The 20,996-nt window shown below is 63.4% G+C and carries 17 protein-coding genes; 9 read left to right on the top strand and 8 right to left on the bottom strand.

The genetic code is table 11. The features are described from left to right. Positions 1–2 precede the first annotated feature (2 nt). From BBX50_RS01605 to trmB, 5 genes are all read left to right on the top strand, one after another. The gene (locus tag BBX50_RS01605) at positions 3–1,172 is read left to right on the top strand and encodes a hemolysin family protein (protein WP_065773572.1); all 1,170 of its coding nucleotides are present in this window, start codon (positions 3–5) and stop codon (positions 1,170–1,172) included. A gap of 257 nt (positions 1,173–1,429) precedes the next feature. After that, on the top strand, positions 1,430–3,025 hold the full coding sequence (lnt, locus tag BBX50_RS01600) for an apolipoprotein N-acyltransferase (protein ID WP_065773571.1): 1,596 nt from the start codon (positions 1,430–1,432) through the stop codon (positions 3,023–3,025). A 144-nt stretch (positions 3,026–3,169) separates the two neighbouring features. Beyond that, positions 3,170–3,589, top strand: a complete 420-nt coding sequence (locus tag BBX50_RS01595; RefSeq protein ID WP_065773570.1) for a helix-turn-helix domain-containing protein — start codon at positions 3,170–3,172, stop codon at positions 3,587–3,589. A 201-nt stretch (positions 3,590–3,790) separates the two neighbouring features. Continuing rightward, positions 3,791–5,062, top strand: a complete 1,272-nt coding sequence (gene metK, locus BBX50_RS01590) for a methionine adenosyltransferase (RefSeq protein ID WP_065773569.1) — start codon at positions 3,791–3,793, stop codon at positions 5,060–5,062. A gap of 160 nt (positions 5,063–5,222) precedes the next feature. Then, positions 5,223–5,921 (top strand): tRNA (guanosine(46)-N7)-methyltransferase TrmB, encoded by a 699-nt coding sequence (trmB, locus tag BBX50_RS01585; protein WP_065773631.1) that lies wholly within the window; start codon positions 5,223–5,225, stop codon positions 5,919–5,921. A 333-nt stretch (positions 5,922–6,254) separates the two neighbouring features. Here the strand turns inward: trmB and BBX50_RS01580 are convergent, their stop codons facing one another. Both BBX50_RS01580 and BBX50_RS01575 read right to left on the bottom strand, forming a co-directional pair. Beyond that, positions 6,255–6,512: a DUF1150 family protein gene (locus BBX50_RS01580; protein WP_065773568.1), complete on the bottom strand. Its 258-nt coding sequence runs from the start codon at positions 6,510–6,512 to the stop codon at positions 6,255–6,257. A gap of 47 nt (positions 6,513–6,559) precedes the next feature. Next, the gene (locus BBX50_RS01575) at positions 6,560–6,991 is read right to left on the bottom strand and encodes an Hsp20 family protein (RefSeq protein WP_065773567.1); all 432 of its coding nucleotides are present in this window, start codon (positions 6,989–6,991) and stop codon (positions 6,560–6,562) included. Between the two features lie 265 nt (positions 6,992–7,256). Here BBX50_RS01575 and BBX50_RS01570 point away from each other — a divergent pair, with 265 nt between their 5' ends. Then, positions 7,257–8,201 carry a nucleoside hydrolase gene (locus BBX50_RS01570; RefSeq protein WP_065773566.1) on the top strand — a complete coding sequence of 315 codons (945 nt, stop codon included), beginning with the start codon at positions 7,257–7,259 and terminating at the stop codon, positions 8,199–8,201. Positions 8,202–8,263: 62 nt separating this feature from the next. On the opposite strand, the gene BBX50_RS01565 is transcribed toward BBX50_RS01570, so the two are convergent. The 3 genes from BBX50_RS01565 to BBX50_RS01555 all read right to left on the bottom strand — a co-directional run bounded on the left by BBX50_RS01565 (position 8,264) and on the right by BBX50_RS01555 (position 13,164). Further along, positions 8,264–10,663 (bottom strand): methyl-accepting chemotaxis protein, encoded by a 2,400-nt coding sequence (locus tag BBX50_RS01565; protein ID WP_065773565.1) that lies wholly within the window; start codon positions 10,661–10,663, stop codon positions 8,264–8,266. A gap of 356 nt (positions 10,664–11,019) precedes the next feature. Further along, on the bottom strand, positions 11,020–11,919 hold the full coding sequence (locus BBX50_RS01560; protein WP_065773564.1) for a ribokinase: 900 nt from the start codon (positions 11,917–11,919) through the stop codon (positions 11,020–11,022). Positions 11,920–11,970: 51 nt separating this feature from the next. Continuing rightward, on the bottom strand, positions 11,971–13,164 hold the full coding sequence (locus tag BBX50_RS01555; protein WP_065773563.1) for a DNA recombination protein RmuC: 1,194 nt from the start codon (positions 13,162–13,164) through the stop codon (positions 11,971–11,973). A 151-nt stretch (positions 13,165–13,315) separates the two neighbouring features. Here BBX50_RS01555 and def point away from each other — a divergent pair, with 151 nt between their 5' ends. The 3 genes from def to truA all read left to right on the top strand — a co-directional run bounded on the left by def (position 13,316) and on the right by truA (position 15,687). Beyond that, positions 13,316–13,840, top strand: a complete 525-nt coding sequence (gene def / locus BBX50_RS01550; protein ID WP_065773630.1) for a peptide deformylase — start codon at positions 13,316–13,318, stop codon at positions 13,838–13,840. Positions 13,841–14,008: 168 nt separating this feature from the next. Then, positions 14,009–14,944, top strand: a complete 936-nt coding sequence (gene fmt, locus BBX50_RS01545) for a methionyl-tRNA formyltransferase (RefSeq protein WP_065773629.1) — start codon at positions 14,009–14,011, stop codon at positions 14,942–14,944. Further along, positions 14,944–15,687, top strand: a complete 744-nt coding sequence (truA, locus tag BBX50_RS01540; protein WP_065773562.1) for a tRNA pseudouridine(38-40) synthase TruA — start codon at positions 14,944–14,946, stop codon at positions 15,685–15,687. Before fmt ends, truA begins: the two co-directional genes overlap by 1 nt. A 17-nt stretch (positions 15,688–15,704) precedes the next feature. Here truA and BBX50_RS01535 read toward each other — a convergent pair whose 3' ends face one another. The 3 genes from BBX50_RS01535 to BBX50_RS01525 form a co-directional block, all read right to left on the bottom strand. After that, entirely contained in the window at positions 15,705–16,301 is a 597-nt protein-coding gene (locus BBX50_RS01535) for a hypothetical protein (RefSeq protein ID WP_065773561.1), read from the bottom strand. Next, a complete protein-coding gene (gene dapE, locus BBX50_RS01530) occupies positions 16,288–17,481 on the bottom strand; it encodes a succinyl-diaminopimelate desuccinylase (protein ID WP_065773560.1) in 1,194 nt (397 codons plus the stop codon). Before dapE ends, BBX50_RS01535 begins: the two co-directional genes overlap by 14 nt. 220 nt (positions 17,482–17,701) lie before the next feature. Next, a complete protein-coding gene (locus BBX50_RS01525; protein WP_065773559.1) occupies positions 17,702–20,887 on the bottom strand; it encodes an efflux RND transporter permease subunit in 3,186 nt (1,061 codons plus the stop codon). Positions 20,888–20,996: the final 109 nt, after the last annotated feature.

Below are 20,996 nucleotides of genomic sequence, written 5' to 3'. Positions count from 1 at the left end.
CAATGAGCGACTTTAAAACACAGCCCGCCGCGCTGGCGACCGAGGAGGCAGAGGCCTCCGGAGAGGCGGAGGCGGGCAGTAGTAGCACCGCCACTCGAAACGAGGGCACCAGATCCACTTCATCCTTTTGGAGCCGGGCCGCGCGCCTGTTGCGCGGTGCAAGCCCTTCGAGCTTGCGCGAGGATCTTGCCGACGCGCTCCAGACCGACGCCGATAGCAACGCGGCCTTCTCGCCCGGCGAGCGGGCGATGCTCAACAACATACTGCGCTTCCGCGAGATCAGGGTGGAAGACGTCATGGTGCCGCGTGCCGATATCGAGGCGGTTGACCAGAACATCACCATCGGTGAGCTGATGGTGATCTTCGAGGAGTCCGGCCGCTCGCGCATGCCGGTCTACAGCGACGGTCTCGACGATCCCCGCGGCATGGTGCACATCCGTGACCTGCTCTCCTACGTCACCAAGCAGGCGCGCAATCGCCGCCGCAGCGGCAAGGCGCAGGCGGCCGCAACGACGGTGGGCGACAAGGCCGAGAAGACGCCTCGGTCCCCCAAGGCAAGCTTCGATCTCTCCCGCATCGATCTTGGCAAGTCGCTGGAAGAGGCGGGCATCGTCCGCCAGCTCCTCTTCGTGCCGCCGTCGATGCTGGCCTCGGACCTGATGCAACGCATGCAGGCCGCCCGTATTCAGATGGCGCTGGTCATTGACGAATATGGCGGTACCGATGGTCTCGTTTCGCTTGAAGACATCGTCGAAATGGTTGTCGGTGATATCGAGGACGAGCACGACGACGACGAAGTGATGTTCGCGCGCACCTCGGACGATGTTTTCGTTGCCGACGCACGTGTCGAGCTGGAGGAGATTGCCGCTGCGATCGGCCCCGATTTCGACGTGCGCGAGCAACTCGAGGATGTTGATACGCTCGGCGGTCTGATCTTCGCCTCACTCGGCCGAATTCCAGTGCGCGGTGAGGTTGTTCAGGCGATTCCCGGTTTCGAATTTCAGATCCTCGATGCCGACCCACGGCGGGTGAAGCGTGTTCGCATCATGCGCAAACGCCCGCCGGCGCGTCGTCGCATGCTGCGGCCCGAAGGCGAAGCCGCTCCGGAGATGATCCCCGTCAGTCGTGCCAATGGTGCCGCGCCTACCGAAGCGATCACCGACGAACAGTAACCGCCGGTCCCCGCGCGTCTCCACAGGCGCGGGGCAGATATCTCCCGCCCATCCGCTTGACGTCTTCCGGTCCGAAAGAGCTCCGTGAGTTTCCCGGAGCGCATTGCGACCTCGGCCGCAGGACATGCCTTCCGCATCCGATTCGACCCCCCCTGAAGGGGACAAGCTGCCGGTTTTTTGGAAGACTGGCTCCGATTGATTCGGTTGTTGTTTCGCTCCCGCGCCGTGGCTGGCGGCCGGGATCGACTGGAGGCTGCATGGTAAGACTGGCTGGCAGGGTGATGCTTCTCTCCGGGTTCCCCCGGGCATTGCTCGCGTTCCTCGCAGGGCTCCTCGCCGTTCTGGCACAACCGCCCTTCGGCATCTTCGCTTTCGCGTTTATTTCCTTCCCCATTCTGGTCTGGTTGCTCGATGGCGCCACCGGCAATCCGGATGGCGGTGTCGTCAGACGGCTGTGGCCGGCAGCGGCGGTCGGCTGGTTGTTCGGCTTCGGCTACTTTCTTGGTGGCCTCTGGTGGCTCGGCAATGCGCTTCTCGTTGAAGCGGACGAATTTGCCTGGGCGCTGCCGCTTGCCGTCGTCGGCCTCCCGGCCTTCCTGGCGCTGTTCTATGCCTTGGCGACGCTGATCGCCCGCGCGCTCTGGTCCGACGGAGTGGGGCGGATCGCGGCGCTCGCTTTGGCATTTGGCCTCTGCGAGTGGCTGCGCAGTTTCCTGTTCACCGGTTTTCCGTGGAATGCCATCGGCTACGCGGCGATGCCGATGCCACTGATGATGCAATCGGCGAGCGTCGTGAGCCTTTCGACCATCAATATGCTGGCCGTCTTCGTCTTTGCGGCTCCCGCACTGATCGCGACGGGCCGAGGGAGCCGGATCGGCCTGACGGTAGCGCTCGTGCTCTTCACCGCCCATATCGGCTTCGGCTTTTACCGCCTGGCGCAGCCGGCGCCGGCGCCGGCCGAGCCGGCGCTGACCATACGTCTTGTCCAGCCGGTGATCGACCAGGCAAAGAAGATCGACGACCGCGAGCGCGCGGCGGTCTTTGAGGAGCATCTGACCCTGACCACCGCTGCTCCGGACAACGGAGGTAAGCGGCCGGACATCGTCGTCTGGCCCGAGACCTCGATCCCGTTCATCCTCACCGATAACCCGGACGCGCTTGCCCGCATTGCCGAGGTGCTCGACGATGACCAGATCCTGATTGCCGGCGCCGTGCGGGCGGAGGACGCGGGAACGGGCCTGCCGCCACGCTACTACAACTCGATCTATGTCATCGATGGCCGCGGCCAGATCGTTGGTGCTGCCGACAAGGTGCATCTGGTGCCGTTCGGCGAGTATCTGCCTTTCGAGGAACTGCTCTCCTCCTGGGGGCTGAGCTCGGTCGCCGCCTCGATGCCGGGTGGCTTTTCGGCGGCGAAGAGCCGCACGCTGCTGCCGTTACCCGGCGGCAGGACGCTCTATCCGCTTGTTTGCTACGAGGCGATCTTCCCGGACGAGATCGACGGCGACGCGCGTCGCGCGGACGCTCTGCTCAACATCACCAACGACGCCTGGTTCGGCGATACCCCAGGCCCGCGCCAGCATTTCCACCAGGCGCAATTGCGCGCCGTCGAGACCGGAACCCCCCTTGTCCGGGCAGCGAACAGCGGTATATCAGCAATTGTTGATGCACGTGGGGTTTTAATGGTAGGATTGTCCTACAATTATAGGGGAGTGGTCGACACACTTCTGCCGGGAAGGATGCCTACGCCTTTGGACGACGCTATGCGAAGCCGAGTTTTCTGGCTGGGTGCACTGTTCCTCCTTCTGGTTGCAGTGTTTTCGCGTGCTGGTTTTAATATTAGGAAGAATTGACCTAAAACCCCTAAAATTGCATAGTGATCCGCACCATCGTCCTTGTTGTGGCGACTTTGTCTTTCGCCGTGGCGGCCGCCTCGGCGAGCGTTGCTCTCATGTTGGGCGATGGATCAACGAAACAGCGTGTTTGGGAACGCAGATATGATCGAAAACAAGAAGAAGCCGAACCCGATCGACATTCATGTCGGAAGTCGGATTCGTCTTCGCCGCACAATGCTTGGCATGAGCCAGGAGAAGCTCGGTGAAAGCCTGGGGATCACCTTTCAGCAGATCCAGAAGTACGAGAAGGGCACCAACCGCGTCGGCGCCAGCCGCTTGCAGAACATCTCAGGCATCCTGAACGTTCCGGTTTCCTTCTTCTTCGAGGATGCCCCGGGCGATAGTGGTGGCGGCCAGCCCGGCACGGCAGAAGCCTCCAGCTCCAACTACGTTGTCGATTTCCTGTCGTCTTCCGAGGGGCTGCAACTCAACCGCGCTTTCGTCAAGATCACCGACCCGAAGGTTCGCCGCCGGCTTGTCGACCTGGTCAAGGCACTCGCTGCGGAAGCAGAAAGCGAATAGTTCCAACGTTCCCCGTCGGGACTTGAAAACAAAGCGGCCACTTGTGCCGCTTTTTTCGTGCGTGCTTTTGCACGCTCACGTCGACATGATTGGTCGAGACCTTCATATAAAGATATATTTATGTCGTTGTGCGCTTGTTTTTCGGTCGCAAAACCACTAACACCGTGCCAGCGCTTTATCTTCATTGAGGGGACTTCCCGCATGCGTGCAAACTACCTGTTCACGAGTGAATCCGTAGCCGAAGGTCATCCGGACAAGGTGTGTGACCGTATCTCCGACGAGATCGTGGATCTGGTCTACCGTGAGGCGGCCAAGACCGGCGTCGACCCCTGGGGCGTGCGCATTGCCTGCGAAACGCTGGCGACGACCAACCGCGTCGTGATTGCCGGCGAAGTGCGCCTGCCGCCGAGCCTTCTGAAGAAGGACAAGGATGGCAACGACGTGATCAACCCCTCGAAGTTCAAATCCGCCGCCCGCAAGGCGATCCGCGAGATCGGCTATGAGCAGGCTGGCTTCCATTGGAAGACGGCGAAGATCGACGTGCTCCTCCACTTCCAGTCGGCACACATCGCTCAGGGCGTCGACAACGCTGCCGACAAGCAGGGCGAAGAGGGTGCCGGCGACCAGGGCATCATGTTCGGTTACGCTTGCCGCGAAACCGCCGAACTCATGCCGGCCCCGATCTACTATTCCCACCGCATCCTCAATCTGCTCGCCGCTGCCCGCAAGAAGGGCGAGGGCGAAGTCGCCAAGCTCGGCCCCGATGCCAAGAGCCAGGTCACGGTGCGCTATGTCGACGGCAAGCCGACCGAGGTTACCTCGATCGTTCTGTCGACGCAGCACCTGGATGACAGCTGGGATTCGGCCAAGGTTCGCGCGGTCGTCGAGCCCTACATCCGCGAAGCGCTTGACGATCTGAAGATCGCCGACGACTGCACCTGGTACATCAACCCGACCGGCAAGTTCGTTATCGGTGGTCCTGATGGTGACGCCGGCCTGACCGGCCGCAAGATCATCGTCGACACCTATGGCGGTGCAGCGCCCCACGGCGGCGGCGCCTTCTCGGGCAAGGACACGACCAAGGTCGACCGTTCGGCTGCCTATGCCGCGCGCTACCTGGCAAAGAACGTCGTGGCCGCCGGCCTTTCCGACCGTTGCACGATCCAGCTGTCCTACGCCATTGGCGTCGCCCAGCCGCTGTCGATCTATGTCGACCTGCATGGCACCGGCAAGGTTTCGGAAGATCAGGTCGAGCACGCGATCCGCAAGACGATGGACCTGTCGCCGACCGGCATTCGCCGCCACCTGGATCTGAACAAGCCGATCTACGCCAAGACGTCTGCCTATGGCCACTTTGGCCGCAAGGCTGGCCGTGACGGCTCCTTCTCGTGGGAAAAGCTCGATCTGGTGAAGCCGCTGAAGGCGGCGATCGACGAAGACACCGGCTCGATCAACGGTCGGGCAGCCGCCTAAGGCTGCCTTTGGCGCGGCAACGCGCATTGAAGATAACGCAACGGCCTGCTATCAGGCGCTGCGAAAATCAGAGCGGGCGCTCCGGCAAGGAGCGTCCGCTTCGTTCATTTTGATTTCGGATCGGCTCGATCTCAATCATCGTGACCAAGGGACGAACGACATGACCGAACCGCGCCGCGCCAGAGCTACAGAGGCCTTCTTCGGCCGCCGCAAGGGCAAGCCGCTCCGCGAGCGACAGGCGACTCATCTGGAAACCGTGCTGCCGACGCTGAAGCTCGATCTTTCGACTGCGGCTCCCGTCGATCTGAAGACGATGTTTCCCGAGGGCGTGGAGCGCATTCGCCTCGAAATCGGTTTCGGTGGCGGTGAGCACCTGATCCACCGTGCGGCCGAGGCGCCCTCGACGGGCTTCATCGGCGTCGAACCTTTCGTCAATTCCATGGCCAAGCTCGTCGGTCACATCGAGGATCGCGGCGTCAGCAACATTCGCCTCTACGACGACGATGCCACCCAGGTTCTCGACTGGCTGCCGGCCGCCTCCGTCGATCAGATCGACCTGCTCTATCCGGACCCCTGGCCGAAGCGCAAACATTGGAAGCGCCGCTTCGTGTCGAAGGTAAACCTCGATCGCTTCGCACGCGTGCTGAAGCCGGGCGGGCTGTTCTGCTTCGCCTCGGATATCGACACCTATGTCAACTGGACGCTGTTGCATTGTCGCGATCACGCGGCCTTCGAATGGACGGCCAAGAATGCGGCTGATTGGCTGACGCCATACGAGGGCTGGCCGAGCACGCGCTACGAGGCCAAGGCCCGCAGGGAAGGGCGGAGTTCCGCCTATCTCACCTTCCGCCGCGTCTAAAGCAATTCCAGGAAAAGTGCGAAGCGGTTTTCCGTCCGGAATTGCGGCACTCCAAAGCCAATTCCAGGAAAAGTGCGAAGCGGTTTTCCGTCCGGAATTGCGTCGCCTTCAAAGTCAATTCCAGGAAAAGTGCGAAGCGTCCGTCCGGAATTGCGGCACTCCAAAGTCAATTCCAGGAAAGGTGCGAAGCGGTTTTCCGTCCGGAATTGCGTCGCCTTCAAAGCCAATTCCAGGAAAGGTGCGAAGCGGTTTTCCGTCCGGAATTGTGTCGTTCAAGAGTGCGGCGGAATCAGTTCAGCATTCCATTGTTGCCATCAGCGACGGCGACGCATTTCAATGCAGGGTGACCGTGCGCAGGTCGTCTTCGGCCGCCTTGAAGAAGGTGCTGGAGCGATTGTCGGTCAGAAGTATCGGTGTGCCGTCGGCGCCAAACAGGGCCCAGAGATCGATGCCCGGTCCCATCTCGGGTGCTTCCGGGAAGCAGCGCGAGACTTCTTCCGAACGCATTTTCCGGATGTAGCCGATTTCGCCTTCGCCCAGATGCGCGAGGTCGTTTTTCGACAGTGACGAGCTGATGGATTTCAATCCCATGGTGATACTCCGTGGTCGCCGGTGAGGGGAAAATCCCGCCGGTTATCCTACTCTGGGACTGAAATGTTAATTTTCTTTACCATACGCACCGGCTCGGGCCGAACGAGGTCAACGGCAAGCAGGCCGTTGCGAAGCTCTGCTCCGAGAACCTTCATGCCATCGGCGAGAACAAAGGTGCGCTGGAACTGGCGCGCCGCGATGCCACGATGAAGATACTCGCGGTCGCCGTTATCGACCTGCCGGCCTCGGATGACCAACTGGTTCTCTTCGGTGGTGACTTCGAGGTCCTCTTCGGAGAAGCCGGCGACAGCAAGCGTGATGCGCAGCCGTTCCGGTGCGTCCGTCGATGCATCGCCGCGAACACGCTCGATGTTGTAGGGCGGGTATCCGTCATTGCCCTTGGCGATGCGCTCAAGGGTCTTTTCCATTGTGTCGAAACCCAGCAGCAGCGGGCTCGTAAAGGGCGTAATTCGGCTCATTCCTCAAGTCCTTGCGAGATCAAGCGACTGTTGTTCGGACCTGCCTTGCAGCATCCTTCTGGCAATATGGTAGCTGTGCGCAATGAGTGCAAGCCGCTTGCCTCCGACGTGCACGCAAATCATAGTCCGCTTTCGCAGAATCCGGGAACGGGACGAAACAGCGCCAGGATGTTGGCCCCCGCACCCGCACCGCTGCATAGGTATCGACCGCGCCTGGTCTGGGTCGGATCGACCCGAGCCAACGTGATCCAGGGAGGACGAGAGAGTGCCCGCGCCGAGAAAGATAATCATAGACACCGATCCCGGGCAGGACGATGCCGCCGCCATCATGCTCGCCTTCGGCAGCCCCGAAGAGATCGACCTCCTCGGCATCACCGCCGTCGCCGGCAACGTGCCGCTGGCGCTGACGGCCCGCAATGCCCGCATCCTTTGCGAGCTCTGTGATCGGCCGAAAGTCCGGGTGTTCGCGGGCGCCGACAAGCCGATCGCCCGGCCGCTGGTGACCGCTGAGCACGTGCACGGCAAGACCGGCCTTGACGGTCCGACGCTTGCAGAACCGACGATGAAGCTCGAGGAGCAGCACGCAGTCGACTTCATCGTCGAAACGCTGCGCAACGAGGCGCCGGGCACGGTAACGCTCTGCACGCTGGGACCGCTCACCAACGTCGCACTCGCGCTTCAGAAGGCGCCTGACATCGCCCCCAGGGTCAGGGAGCTGGTGATGATGGGCGGCGGCTTCTTCGAGGGCGGCAACATCACGCCGGCTGCAGAGTTCAACGTCTATGTCGATCCGGAAGCCGCCGACATCGTTTTCCGCTCGGGCATTCCGATCGTGATGATGCCGCTCGACGTCACCCATCGCGTGCTCACGCACAAGGCGCGCGTGCAGAAGATCCGCGAGATCGGCAGCCGTCCGGCGATCGCCATGGCCGAGATGCTGGAATTCTTCGAACGTTTCGACATCGAAAAGTACGGCACCGACGGCGGTCCGTTGCATGACCCGACCGTCATTGCCTATCTCCTGCGCCCGGAGCTTTTCACCGGTCGCGACTGCAACGTCGAAATCGAGACCAAGTCGCCGCTGACGGCGGGCATGACTGTTGTCGACTGGTGGCAGGTCACTGGCCGGCCGCACAACGCCAAGGTCATGCGCTTCGTCGACGATCAAGGCTTCTTCGACCTGCTGACGGAGCGTTTGGCGCGCATCTGAGCCAACACCCGCTCAAACGAAACGGCGCCCGGAGGGGCGCCGTTTTGCATTTGAAGGATCGATCAGAACTCTTCCCAGTTGTCCTGGGCGAGCGCGTTGGCGCCGGAGGTCTGGGAGAGCACACGCTGCGTCGAAGCCGAGTAGCCGCCGCGCGCCGGGCTTGCCGCCGGCGTCGGCCGCGTCTCGCGGGCGGGTGCCGGGGTCGGAGCTGCCGCCCGCATGCGCTCGGCCGTGCCGCGCAGCATCGCAGCCGAGGAAGGCTGGGTCGATGCCGTCGTGGGCTGGGCGACGCGGAAGCGGGCGACCAGCGTGCTGAGTGAGCGTGCTTCCTCGTTCAAGGCCATGCCGGCGGCGGTGGTTTCTTCCACCATCGCGGCATTCTGCTGGGTCACCTGGTCCATCTGGTTGACGGCCGAGTTGATCTCCTTGAGGCCGACAGCCTGTTCGGATGCGGAGCTCGAGATCTGGCGGATGAGACCGTTGATCTGCACCACCTGGTCGGCGATCTTTTCGAGCGCGCCACCGGCGCGGCCGACGAGGTCGACGCCTTCGCGCACCTGGCCGGCCGAGGTGTTGATCAGCGTCTTGATCTCCTTGGCTGCGTTTGCCGAGCGCTGGGCGAGCTCGCGCACTTCCTGGGCGACGACGGCAAAACCCTTGCCGGCTTCGCCTGCTCGGGCAGCCTCGACGCCGGCGTTGAGTGCCAGAAGATTGGTCTGGAAGGCGATTTCGTCGATGACGCCGATGATGCGGCTCACCTCATGCGACGACTGCTCGATGCCCTTCATTGCGGCAATGGCCTTCTGAACCACTTCGCCCGACTGTCCGGCATCGCTGCTGGCCACTTCCACCGATTTCGCGGCGACCTTGGCGTTTTCGGCGCTGGCGTTGACCTGCGAGGTCAGCTCGTCGAGGGCCGCCGCGGTTTCTTCCAGGCTTGCCGCCTGCTGTTCGGTTCGGTGCGACAGGTCGTTGGCGGCGCTGCTGATCTCGCTGGTGCCGTTGCCGATGTTGACGACCGAATGGTTGACGGTGCGGATCGTTTCTTCGAGGCTTTCCATCGTCGCGTTGAAGTCGCGCTTGAGCTGGGCGTATTCGCCCGGGAACTCGTCGGTGATGCGGAAGGCGAGATCACCCGAGGAGAGGTGCGACAGGCCCTTGCCAAGCCGGGCGACGATGTCGCGCTGGAGCGCGCTGCTTTCGGCACGCTCGGTTTCGGAACGGCCGCGCTCGCGCTCTGCCTGTTCGCGCTCGTGGCGCGCTTCGCCTTCGAGGCGCTTGGTATCGGCGAGCTGGTGGCGGAAGCCTTCGAGCGCCTTGGCGACTTCGCCGGTTTCGTCGGAGCGATCCTGACCGGCGATGGCCTTGCTATAGTCGCCGTGGCTGAGGCTGTTCACATCCTTGACGAGCGCTGCGAGCGGTTTCTGCACGAAGCCGCGGACGGCGAGATAGAGACCGAGCAGCACGGCGCCGAGTACGACGAGGCCGCCGACGATCATCATGTAGGTCTGATCCTTGACCGGGGCGTTGATCGCGGTGCGCGGCACGTCGACGAGCACGACCCAGCTGGTGTTCACGCCCGAGAGCGCGAAGGGATAGACGAGGCGGTCGAAGGGTTCGTTGCCGTCGTAGGAAAGGTTGGAAATGACGCCAGGCTTGGCGGACGCAAGCGCATTCTTGACGATGTCGTTGCCTTCGCCGTCATAGTCCTTGAGCAGCAGTTCCGGGATCGGCGCGACCAGCCACTTGCCGCTCTGCGACAGCAAGTAGACGCGACCGGTTTCGAACGGCTTCAGCTTGGCAAGGCCCTCGGCCAGCGAGGCGAGCGAAATGTCGACGCCGGAGACGCCGATCAGCTTGCCGCCGGACATGACCGGATAGGCGATCGAGCTCATCGCGGTCGGAACGTCGGTGCCTTCGGCGGTATAGGGCTGGGTGATCGCACCCTTGCCGCTCTTTGCCGCAAGCGCATACCATTCGGCCGGATAATCGGCCTTGAAGGTGGAGTACTGGATTTCGTTGTTGCGGGTCTTCGACCAATACGGCGTGAAGATGCCCAGCTCGTTGCCGCCCAGTTCCTTGTTGTTGACGACATCTTCCTGGCGGCCGTCGAAGGCCTTGGGTTCTTCCGCAAACCAGCTGCCGAAGGCGAAGGGGTTCTGTTCCAGGTTCGCCCGGAGGACATTGATCACCCCGGTGCGCTCCATCGACTTCTCCGCATGTGCCCGACCGATAACGCCGGCCATCGAGCGGGCGGCGCTCGCGAGCTCACCGACGTCGCCGGCGATGTCGGAGGCGATCGCGCGGGCTTCGCCGTTTGCCTGTTCGAGGACCAGCGTTTCGACGCGATCCTGGGTCTGGGAGATGAGAACGAAATTCGAAGCGAGCAGGACGAGTGCGATCGTGCCGCCTGTCACCGCGATCAGTTTGGTCGCCAGCGATTTGGCCTGGAACTTGAACATGAAATCCTCACGTGCTGGGAGGTCCGCAGGCTTTCACCTGCGGTGGACGCATTTCGCAATGGGGGTGAACTCCATCATGGAGCGTCAGATGCCGACCGGCATGTCGGAGACAACCGGGTCATGTCGACCGGCCTTCTCACGGTCCTGAATAGACGAGAGAATCTTAAAATAGGGCCAACACGAACGCTAATTCACGCGTCGCTTTGATAAAATTGCGCGCAAAGTTTTATGTCCGCGACATCGGCTGTCCGGATTGCGCAACGGGCGATTTCGAGGGGAGGGGCGGCGTCCTGCGCGGTATTCAAGCCGTGGTCGTGTTTGGGAGTGGGGCCGTACGGCCCCACCGTCATCTTGGTCTAGAGGCGCGAGGCCACTTCAGACGCGAGCGGGATCGACGGCTGGGCGCCGCTCTTCAGGCAGGCGAGCGAACCGGCAACGGCCGCACGGCGCAGCGCATCCGGGAAGGCGATGCCGGCGTCGAGGCTGGCGGCGAGATAGCCGCAGAACGTGTCGCCGGCGCCGACGGTATCGACCGGCTCGATCTTCAGGCCTTTCGCGCGCTGAATTTCGCCTTCGTGCACGGCGACGACGCCTTCGGCCCCGAGGGTGACGATGACGGTCTGGCCGGTCTCGGCGTGAAGCGCCTTCATCGCGTCTTCGCGCTCGGCGCTGCCGATACCGCTCTTGCCGGCAAGCAGCTCGAATTCGGTCTCGTTGGCAATGACGATGTCGGCCATGCGGCCGAGGCGAGCGGCCTCCGGCGTCAGCGGCGCGATGTTGATGACCGAGCGCACGCCCTTCTGTTTCGCTGCCGTCAGCGCCTTCTCGACCGACGCGGCTGGAATTTCGAGCTGGAGCATCAGCGTGTCGCCCGGTTTCATACCGGCGACGGCCCTGTCCGCATCCGCCTCGCTGACCGTCGCATTGGCGCTTGCAACGACGACGATGACATTCTCGCCGTCACCGCCGACGAGGATGTGGGCCGTGCCCGTCGGTTCATCGACGGTCTTGGTCAGCGACAGATCGGCGTCGGCACCCTTCAGCAGTTCAAGTGCGCCTTCGGCAAAGCTGTCGGCACCAACGGCCCCAGCCATCTGCACGGTCGCGCCGGCGCGCCGCGCCGCAAGCGCCTGGTTCGCGCCCTTGCCGCCCGCGGCGGTCGAAAAGCCCGTTCCGGCGACGGTCTCGCCGGGCTTCGGCAGGCGTGCGGTGGTGGCGATCAGGTCCATGTTGATGGACCCAAAAACTGTGATCATGTGAAACTATCCTGTCGGCTTGCAAAGTGGGCCGGAGAGTGCCCGAGAGCCTCAGTCCTCGTCAACCACCCGCAGGCGCAATTGCCCGACCCTGTTGTCGACGGCGGCTCGCTGATCGCTTGCCTCTCTGGCTCCAGTCTCGGTCTGAAGTTCGAGCGCCTCGATCTTGGCACCGCGCCGGGTGAGCTTGCTGGAGGAGACCAGGATGTCCTCGACATCCTTCTGGCTCATGGCGAAGTGGCCCTGGAGTTTGCGCACGCGCTCGTCGAGACGACTCAGGTCCTCCATCAGCCGGGCAACTTCGCCCTGGATCAGATGCGCCTGCTCGCGCATGCGGGCATCCTTGAGGATCGCCTGGATGACCTGGATCGACAGCAAGAGCAGCGACGGCGAGACGATGACGATCCGCTGGCGATGCGCCTTCTGCACGATCGCTTCGAAATGCTCGTGGATTTCGGCGAAGATCGATTCCGACGGCACGAAGAGGAAGGCGGTGTCCTGTGTTTCGCCTGATATCAGATATTTGCTGGCGATATCGCGAACATGTGTTTCCATGTCGCGGCGGAAGAGCTGGGCGATCTGCTGGCGACGCTCCGGGCTCGGGGCATCGCGCATCGCATTCCAGGCTTCCAGCGGAAACTTGGCGTCGATGACGAGCGGCGGCTGGCCGTTCGGCATGCGGATGGTGCAGTCGGGACGCGCACCGTTCGACAGCGTCGTCTGGAAGGCGAAGGCACCGATCGGCAGTCCGTCGGCAATGATTGCCTCCATGCGCGACTGGCCGAAGGCGCCGCGCGTCTGCTTGTTGGAAAGAATGGCCTGAAGCCCTGCCATGTCCTTGGCGAGCGACTGGATGTTGTTCTGGGCCGTGTCGATGACCGCCAGGCGCTCCTGCAACCGTCTGAGGTTTTCGTGCGTCGCCTTGGTCTGCTCGGTGATCGAGGCGCCGATCCGGTGGGTCATGCCGTCGATACGCTGGCTGAGCGTCTGGTTGAGTTCGGCCTGGCGCGCGCCGAACACTTCGGCCATGGCTGCGACCCGCCCCTGCATCTCGGTCTGCGCCGCAAGCAGCATCGCCATCTGTTCCTGCCGCTCATCGTCGCGGGTATCCCGGCGCCGCGAAAGCGCCATCAGACCCGCAACGGCCACCACAAGGCCGACGGCAATCGCGAGATGGCCCAGCGTGATCGGCAAGGTGCCGATAAAAAACAGCGGCTGGGCAAAGGGTAAGGGTGCGGGTTCCATGCGCCAAACCTAACAGATTCTCTGGTGAAGTGTAGATCAAAACGGGAACATATGCGCGTGGCGGTTAACGCAAAGCGAAGCGCGAGCGGGTGCCGCGGGTGGCAAGGCAATTTTCTTGCACGCCGGTGGAAAGATCGGCTATGGGAGCAGCATGACGATCAAGCCGCTTATCATCCTTCCCGATCCTGTGCTTCGCCAGGTTTCCACGCCGATCGAAACCATCGACGCGGAGGTCCGCCGTCTGGCCGACGACATGCTCGAAACCATGTATGACGCACCGGGCATCGGCCTGGCTGCGATCCAGATCGGTGTCGCCAGGCGCATGCTGGTGCTCGACGTATCAAAGGAAGGCGACGAGAAAGCGCCGCTCGTCTTCATCAATCCCGAGATCGTCGCCTCGTCCGAGGCCCGCTCGGTCTACGAGGAAGGCTGCCTGTCGATCCCGGATTATTACGCCGAGGTCGAGCGCCCCGCTGTCATCACAGTCAAGCATCTCGACCGTGACGGCAAGGAGCAGACGATCGAGGCCGATGGCCTGCTCGCCACCTGCCTGCAGCACGAAATCGACCATCTGAACGGCGTGCTGTTCATCGATCATATCTCCAAGCTCAAGCGCGACATGGTGATCCGCAAATTCACCAAGGCTGCCAAGACGCGCGGCGCAAAAGCGATCTGACGCTGCAGGGCCGATTGCCCCTGTGGAAGGGCCTGAATGGAGGGCGGGACAGCTGTTCTGAGCAGTTTCAGAAACAGCGGTTTTCCGCCTGGAATTGTTTTGTTTCAAAGAGTGGGTCATTTCACCGTCTCCAGGATGAAGTGGTCTGAACGGACGGAGTTCGCCGCCTTGCCACTTCGCATCATCTTCATGGGCACGCCGGACTTCTCGGTTCCGACACTCGCAGCACTTGCCGAAGCCGGCCATCAGATCGTCGCTGCCTACACCCAGCCGCCGCGGCCGGGCGGCCGACGCGGGCTCGATCTGCAGAAATCGCCGGTGCATCAGGCGGCCGAGCTGCTCGGCATTCCGGTGCTGACGCCGGTCAATTTCAAGGATGCCGCCGACCGCCAGGCCTTCCGCGATTTCGACGCCGATGTCGCCGTCGTCGTCGCCTATGGCCTGCTGCTGCCGGAGGCGATCCTCACAGGAACGAAGCTCGGTTGCTACAACGGTCACGCCTCGCTGCTGCCGCGCTGGCGCGGCGCCGCGCCCATCCAGCGCGCGATCATGGCCGGCGACCATGAAACCGGCATGATGGTGATGAAGATGGACAAGGGGCTGGACACCGGCCCGGTCGCGCTGACCAGGACTGTCCAGATCGGCGAGACCATGACCGGCGGCGAGTTGCACGACCGGCTGATGCAGGTCGGCGCGACGCTGATGAGAGAGGCGATGGCCAAGCTCGAGGCCGATGACCTGCCGCTGACGGCGCAACCGGAAGAGGGCGTCGTCCACGCCGCAAAGATCAGCAAGACGGAAACCCGCATCGACTTCGCCCGTCCCGGCCGCGAGGTTCATGACCACATCCGAGGCCTGTCGCCCTTCCCGGGCGCCTGGTTCGAACTCGAGATCGCCGGCAAGCCGGAGCGCATCAAGGTGCTGAGCTCCGAGCCGGGCGCCGGTGCTGGCGCGCCCGGTACCGTGCTCGACGACAATCTGACGATCGCCTGCGGCGAGGGCGCCGTGCGCCTCACGCGTCTGCAGCGTGCCGGCGGCAAGGCGCTCGACGCTGCCGATTTCCTGCGCGGGACGCCGGTTGCGTCCGGCACGAGGGTCGACTGATGCCGCGGTTCAAGATGACCGTCGAGTACGACGGCTCGGACTATGTCGGCTGGCAGCGGCAGGACAACGGCCAGTCCGTGCAGGGCGCGATCGAAAAGGCGATCCTGTCCCTGACCGGAGAGACCGTGTCGATCCGCGGCGCCGGGCGCACCGATTCCGGCGTGCACGCCAGCGGCCAGGTGATGCATGCCGATCTCACGCGGTCCTGGAAGCCCTATACGCTACGCAATGCGCTGAACGCCCATCTGGCGATGGCCGGTGAACGGGTATCGATCATAGAGGCGGAGGAAGTGTCGTCGGCGTTCGACGCGCGCTTCTCGGCGCTGCGCCGGCACTATCTCTACCGCATCATTTCACGGCCAGCACCACTGGCGCTGGAAGCCAGGCGCGCCTGGTGGGTGCCGAAGCCGCTCGACCACGCGGCGATGCATGAAGGCGCGCAGCGCCTTGTCGGCCACCACGACTTCACCACCTTCCGTTCCGCCCATTGCCAGGCGACGAGCCCGGTGCGCACGCTTGATCGGCTGGACGTCGCGCTCATCGGCGGCGTCATCGAAATCCGCGCGACGGCGCAAAGCTTCCTGCACAATCAGATCCGCTCCTTCGCCGGTTCACTGAAACTTGTCGGCGAGGGCAAGTGGGCTCCGGATGATTTGCAGACCGCGCTCGAAGCGCGCGACCGCAAGGCCTGCGGGCCCGTGGCCCCACCCGAGGGGCTTTATTTCCTTCAAGTGGATTATTGACGGCCGCGTCCCGAGGGTTAAGTCGGGATCAGGCCGAAGAAGCGCTGCAGGAGATCGCCGATCATCATCGACGGCAGCAGGAAAAGCGCCGTCAGGGCCGAGGCAAGCAGCGTCTGGTTGCCGGTCACCATGCGCAACAGCCGAAAGAGGACGGCGACGCTGACGACGAGCAACGTTAACCAGATCAGGCTGGTCAAACCCTGGCTTCCGGGAACAACAAGCCGGATCGCCGCCGGTATCGCCATCGCATAGGAGAGCGGCACGGAGAGCCAGTTGGTGGTCACAACAATCGGCACCACGGCTGCGGGAAAACCAAGCGGGCGAGAGAGAACGGCGATCAGCACCAGCGGCAGCAGCCAGCTGACGAGATCGACGACCAAGAGCTTGAGGATGAAACCGATGCCGATGGTCGTCCCGGCGGGCATCGCCGAGAGGTAATAAAACCGCCAGGACGCCCAGGTGACGGCAATCGCCGGCAGGCACCAGAGCATGGACGTGAACGAGCGCCAGAGACCGCTCTCGCTGAAATCGAGCCAGCGAAAACCCTCTTCATTGCCCTGGGCCAAGAGCCAGAGGCCCTTGATATAGGCAAGCACCTCATCAAGCAGCGGCATGACCGAACCAGCTGGAGATGAAGGTTTCGTAGATGTCGGTCAAAGTCTCGAGATCGGAAACGGCAACGCGTTCGTCGACCATGTGCATAGTCTGGCCGACCAGGCCGAATTCGACCACCGGGCAATAATCCTTGATAAAGCGCGCGTCCGAGGTGCCGCCCGTGGTCGAGAGTTTCGGTTGCCGGCCGGTGACCGCCTCGACGGCACCCGAAAGCGAATCGATCAGCGCGTTGTTGCGTGTCAGGAAGACGTGGCTTGGGCGCTCGGCCCAGGTGATCTCGTAGCGGACGGGGGCGCGGTCCTGCCTGAGACTGCCAGCGGCCGCGGCGCGATCGAGCCGGGCGGTGATCTCGGCCATCAGGCTCTCCGCCGTCCATGTGTCGTTGAAGCGAATGTTGAAGGCGGCCGTCGCCTTGGCCGGGATGACGTTGACGGCGCTGTTGCCGACGTCGATCGTCGTCACTTCCAGGTTCGATGCCTGGAAGCTCTCCGTGCCGTTGTCGAAGGGCGGGTCCATCAATGCCTGTGTCAGCTGCAGGATGCCGCGCACCGGATTGTCCGCAAGGTGCGGATAGGCGGCATGGCCCTGCACGCCGTTGACGGTGATGCGGCCGGAAAGTGAGCCGCGCCGGCCGATCTTGATCATGTCGCCGAGCTGGTCGGGATTGGTCGGCTCGCCGACGAGGCACGCATCCCAGCGTTCACCTTTGTCGGCCGCCCATTGCAAGAGCTTGGTGGTGCCATTGATCGCCGGGCCCTCTTCGTCGCCGGTAATCAGGAAGGAAACCGAGCCCTTCGGGGGCCCATGCTTTTCGATGTGGCGGGCGATTGCCGCGACGAAGCAGGCGATGCCGCCCTTCATGTCGACGGCGCCTCGGCCATACATTTCGCCATTGGCGATGTCGGCCGAGAACGGTCCATGGCTCCAGGCAGCTTCGTCGCCGACAGGCACGACATCCGTATGGCCGGCGAACATCAGATGCGGGCCCTCGGTGCCGAGCCGCGCATAGAGGTTTTCGATGTCAGGCGTGCCAACGTCCTTCGCCACCACGCGGTCGACCGCGAAACCAAGCGGCTTCAGCATGGCCTCGAGCGCAGAAAGCGCTCCGCCTTCGGCCGGGGTGACCGAGGGGCAGCGAATGAGGGTGGCGAGATTGGCGATCGGGTCGGTGGGGGTCATCTAACGCTATGCCGTCTGCATGGGCCATCGGGCCAAAGGAAAGGAGGCTGCTGGTTTATCCGATCGCCAGAGAACTGTCACGCGGGATAGGGCACGCGGGATAGGGAACTGTCTCGCAGGATGCATTGCGGCGCCGCGCCTGGGCGGAGGCGCGACGCCGCAGCGTCAGCGGGCCGGGATGGATCCGGCCCGCATGAAGGGTGCAAGGGGTGAAGAGGCCTTATTCTCCAGCGGCGAGATGCGGCGCCTCGATATGAGCCCCCGCGTGCTTCAGCGGCCGCTCGCCTGTGAGCTTGCGGATCAGCACGTAGAAGACTGGCGTCATGAAGATGCCGAAGGCCGTGACACCGATCATGCCGGCGAAGACCGCGATACCCATGGCCGAGCGCATTTCCGCACCGGCGCCGGTGGACACGACCAGCGGCACAACGCCCATGATGAAGGCCATCGAGGTCATCAGGATCGGGCGCAGACGCAGCCGGCTCGCCTCGATCGCCGCCTTGACCGGCGTGCTGCCCGACAGTTCGAGCTCGCGGGCGAACTCGACGATCAGGATGGCGTTCTTGGCCGATAGGCCGACCAGCACGATCAGACCGATCTGGGTGAAGACGTTGTTGTCGCCTCCTGTCAGCCAGACCCCGACAAGTGCCGCCATGATGCCCATCGGCACGATCAGGATGATCGCGATCGGCAGCGTCAGGCTTTCATACTGGGCGGCAAGCACCAGGTAGACGAGCAGCAGCGCCAGCGGGAAGACCAGGATACCGGAGTTGCCGGCAAGGATCTGCTGGTAGGTGAGATCCGTCCACTCGTAGCCGATGCCCGGCGGCAGGGTTTCGGCGGCGATGCGCTCGATGGCAGCCTGTGCCTGGCCGGAGGAGAAGCCCGGTGCCGGGCCGCCGTTGATGTCGGCCGACAGGAAGCCGTTGTAGCGGATCGCCCGTTCGGCGCCGACCGTCTGCTCCACCTTCAAGAGTGCCGACAGCGGGATCATCTCGCCGGATTGCGAACGCACCTTCAGCTTGCCGATGTCGTCGGCATGGCTGCGGTAGTTGGCATCGGCCTGCATGCGCACGCTGTAGGTGCGGCCGAAGGCGTTGAAGTCGTTGACGTAGAGCGAGCCCAGGTAGATTTGCAAGGTCTCGAAGACGTCGGTGACCGCCACGCCGAGCTGGCGGGCCTTGACGCGATCAAGGTCGGCATAGAGCTGCGGCACGTTGATCTGGTAGCTCGAATAGAGCCCGGCCAGTTCAGGTGTCTGGTAGGCCTTGGCGAGGAATGCCTTGGTCGCCTCGTCGAGTGCCTGGTAGCCGAGGCCGTTCTTGTCCTCGAGCTGCAGCTTGAAGCCGCCCGTGGTGCCGAGGCCCTGGACGGGCGGCGGCGGGAACATGGCGATGAAGGCATCCTGGATCGCGCCGAATTCCTGGTTCAGCTGCATGGCGATCGCACCGCCTGACAGTTCGGGCGTCTTGCGTTCCTCGAAGGGCTTCAAGGCGACGAAGACGATGCCGGAATTCGACGAGTTGGTGAAGCCGTTGATCGACAGGCCCGGGAAGGCGATGGCGTTTTCCACGCCCGGATGCTTGAGCGCGATCTCGCTCATGCGCTTGATCACGTCTTCCGACCGGTCGAGCGTGGCTGCATCCGGAAGCTGGGCAAAGCCGATCAGGTACTGCTTGTCCTGGGCCGGCACGAAGCCGCCGGGGACGGCGCGAAACAGCGTGAAGGTGACGCCGAGCAACACGACGTAGACCACCATGATCAGCGATTTGCGTGTCAGGATCCTGCCGACGCCGCGGCCATAGGCTTCCGAGCTTGCTCCGAAGAACCGGTTGAAGCCGCGGAAGAACCAGCCGAAGAGCCTGTCCATCACCCGCGTCAGCCAGTCCTTCGGCGCGTGGTGGTCCTTCAAGAGAAGGGCAGCCAGCGCCGGCGAGAGCGTCAGCGAGTTGAGCGCCGAGATCACCGTCGAGATCGCGATCGTCAGCGCGAACTGGCGATAGAACTGGCCGGTGAGCCCGGTGATGAAGGCAAGCGGCACGAACACGGCGACGAGCACCAGCGCGATCGCGATGATCGGACCCGAGACTTCCTGCATGGCGCGGTAGGTCGCCTGAACTGGCGACAGACCCTGCTCGATGTTGCGTTCGACGTTTTCCACCACGACGATCGCGTCGTCGACGACGATACCGATCGCCAGCACGAGGCCGAAGAGGCTGAGCGCGTTGATCGAGAAGCCGAAGACATACATCACCGCGAAGGTGCCGACGATCGAGACCGGCACGGCGACGAGCGGGATGATCGAGGCGCGCCAGGTCTGCAGGAAGATGATGACCACGAGCACGACGAGGGCGATGGCTTCGAGCAGCGTGTCGACGACCGATTCGATCGAGGCGCGCACGAACTGGGTCGTGTCGTAGACGATGCCGTAGTCGACGCCTTCAGGCATGGTGAGCTTCAGCTCGGCCATGGCCTTGCGCACATCATCGGAAATCTGGATCGCGTTCGAGCCGGGGGCCTGGAAGACGGCCATGCCGACGGCGGGCTTGTTGTCGAGCAGCGAACGCAGCGAATAGTCGGACGCACCCATTTCGACACGGGCGACGTCACCGAGCCGGGTCACTTCGCCTTCGGCGCCGGATTTGACGACAATGTTCTCGAAATCCTCAGGCGTCTGCAGGCGCCCTTGCGCGTTGACGGAAAGCTGCAGGTCGAGACCCGGGACGGAGGGCGAGGCGCCGATGACGCCGGCTGCCGCCTGGACGTTCTGACCGCGCACCGCGTTCGCGATATCGCTTGCCGCAAGTCCGCGCTCGGCTGCCTTCTGCGGGTCGATCCAGATGCGCATCGAATAGTCGCCGCCGCCGAAGATCTGCACCTGGCCGACACCTTCGATGCGCGCCAGCCGATCCTTGACGTTGAGCACACCGTAGTTGCGCAGATAGTTGATGTCGTACTGGCCGTTTGGCGAAAGCAGGTGCACGACCATCGTCAGGTCGGGCGAGCTCTTGACCGTGGTGACGCCGAGGCGCCGCACCTCCTCGGGCAGACGCGGCTCGGCCTGCGAGACGCGGTTCTGCACGAGCTGCTGGGCCTGGTCCGGATCGGTTCCGAGCGCGAAGGTGACGGTCAACGTCATCAGGCCGTCAGCGGTCGCCTGGCTCTGCATGTAGAGCATGTCTTCGACGCCGTTGATCTGTTCTTCAAGCGGCGTCGCCACCGTTTCGGCGATGACCGCCGGGTTGGCGCCTGGATACTGTGCGCGCACGACGATCTGCGGCGGGACGACTTCCGGATATTCGGAGATCGGCAGACCGGTCATGCCGATCAGGCCGCCCACGAAGATCAGGACCGAAAGAACGCCCGCGAAGACCGGGCGGTCGACGAAGAAGCGTGAGAAATTCATGGTATCCCCCTTGGGACGTTTTAGGCAGACCTCGGGCGTGCGCGGCGAAAAGCGTCGCCGCGCGGCGTTATGCCTGCTGAGTGATGCCTTGGCTGGCTGCTCGTCACGC

This window comes from Ensifer sp. LC11, assembly GCF_001695835.1.
Taxonomy (GTDB): Bacteria; Pseudomonadota; Alphaproteobacteria; order Rhizobiales; family Rhizobiaceae; genus Ensifer.
Note: the sequence above shows the minus strand (reverse complement) of the source record. Positions and strands in the feature narration are given on the sequence as shown.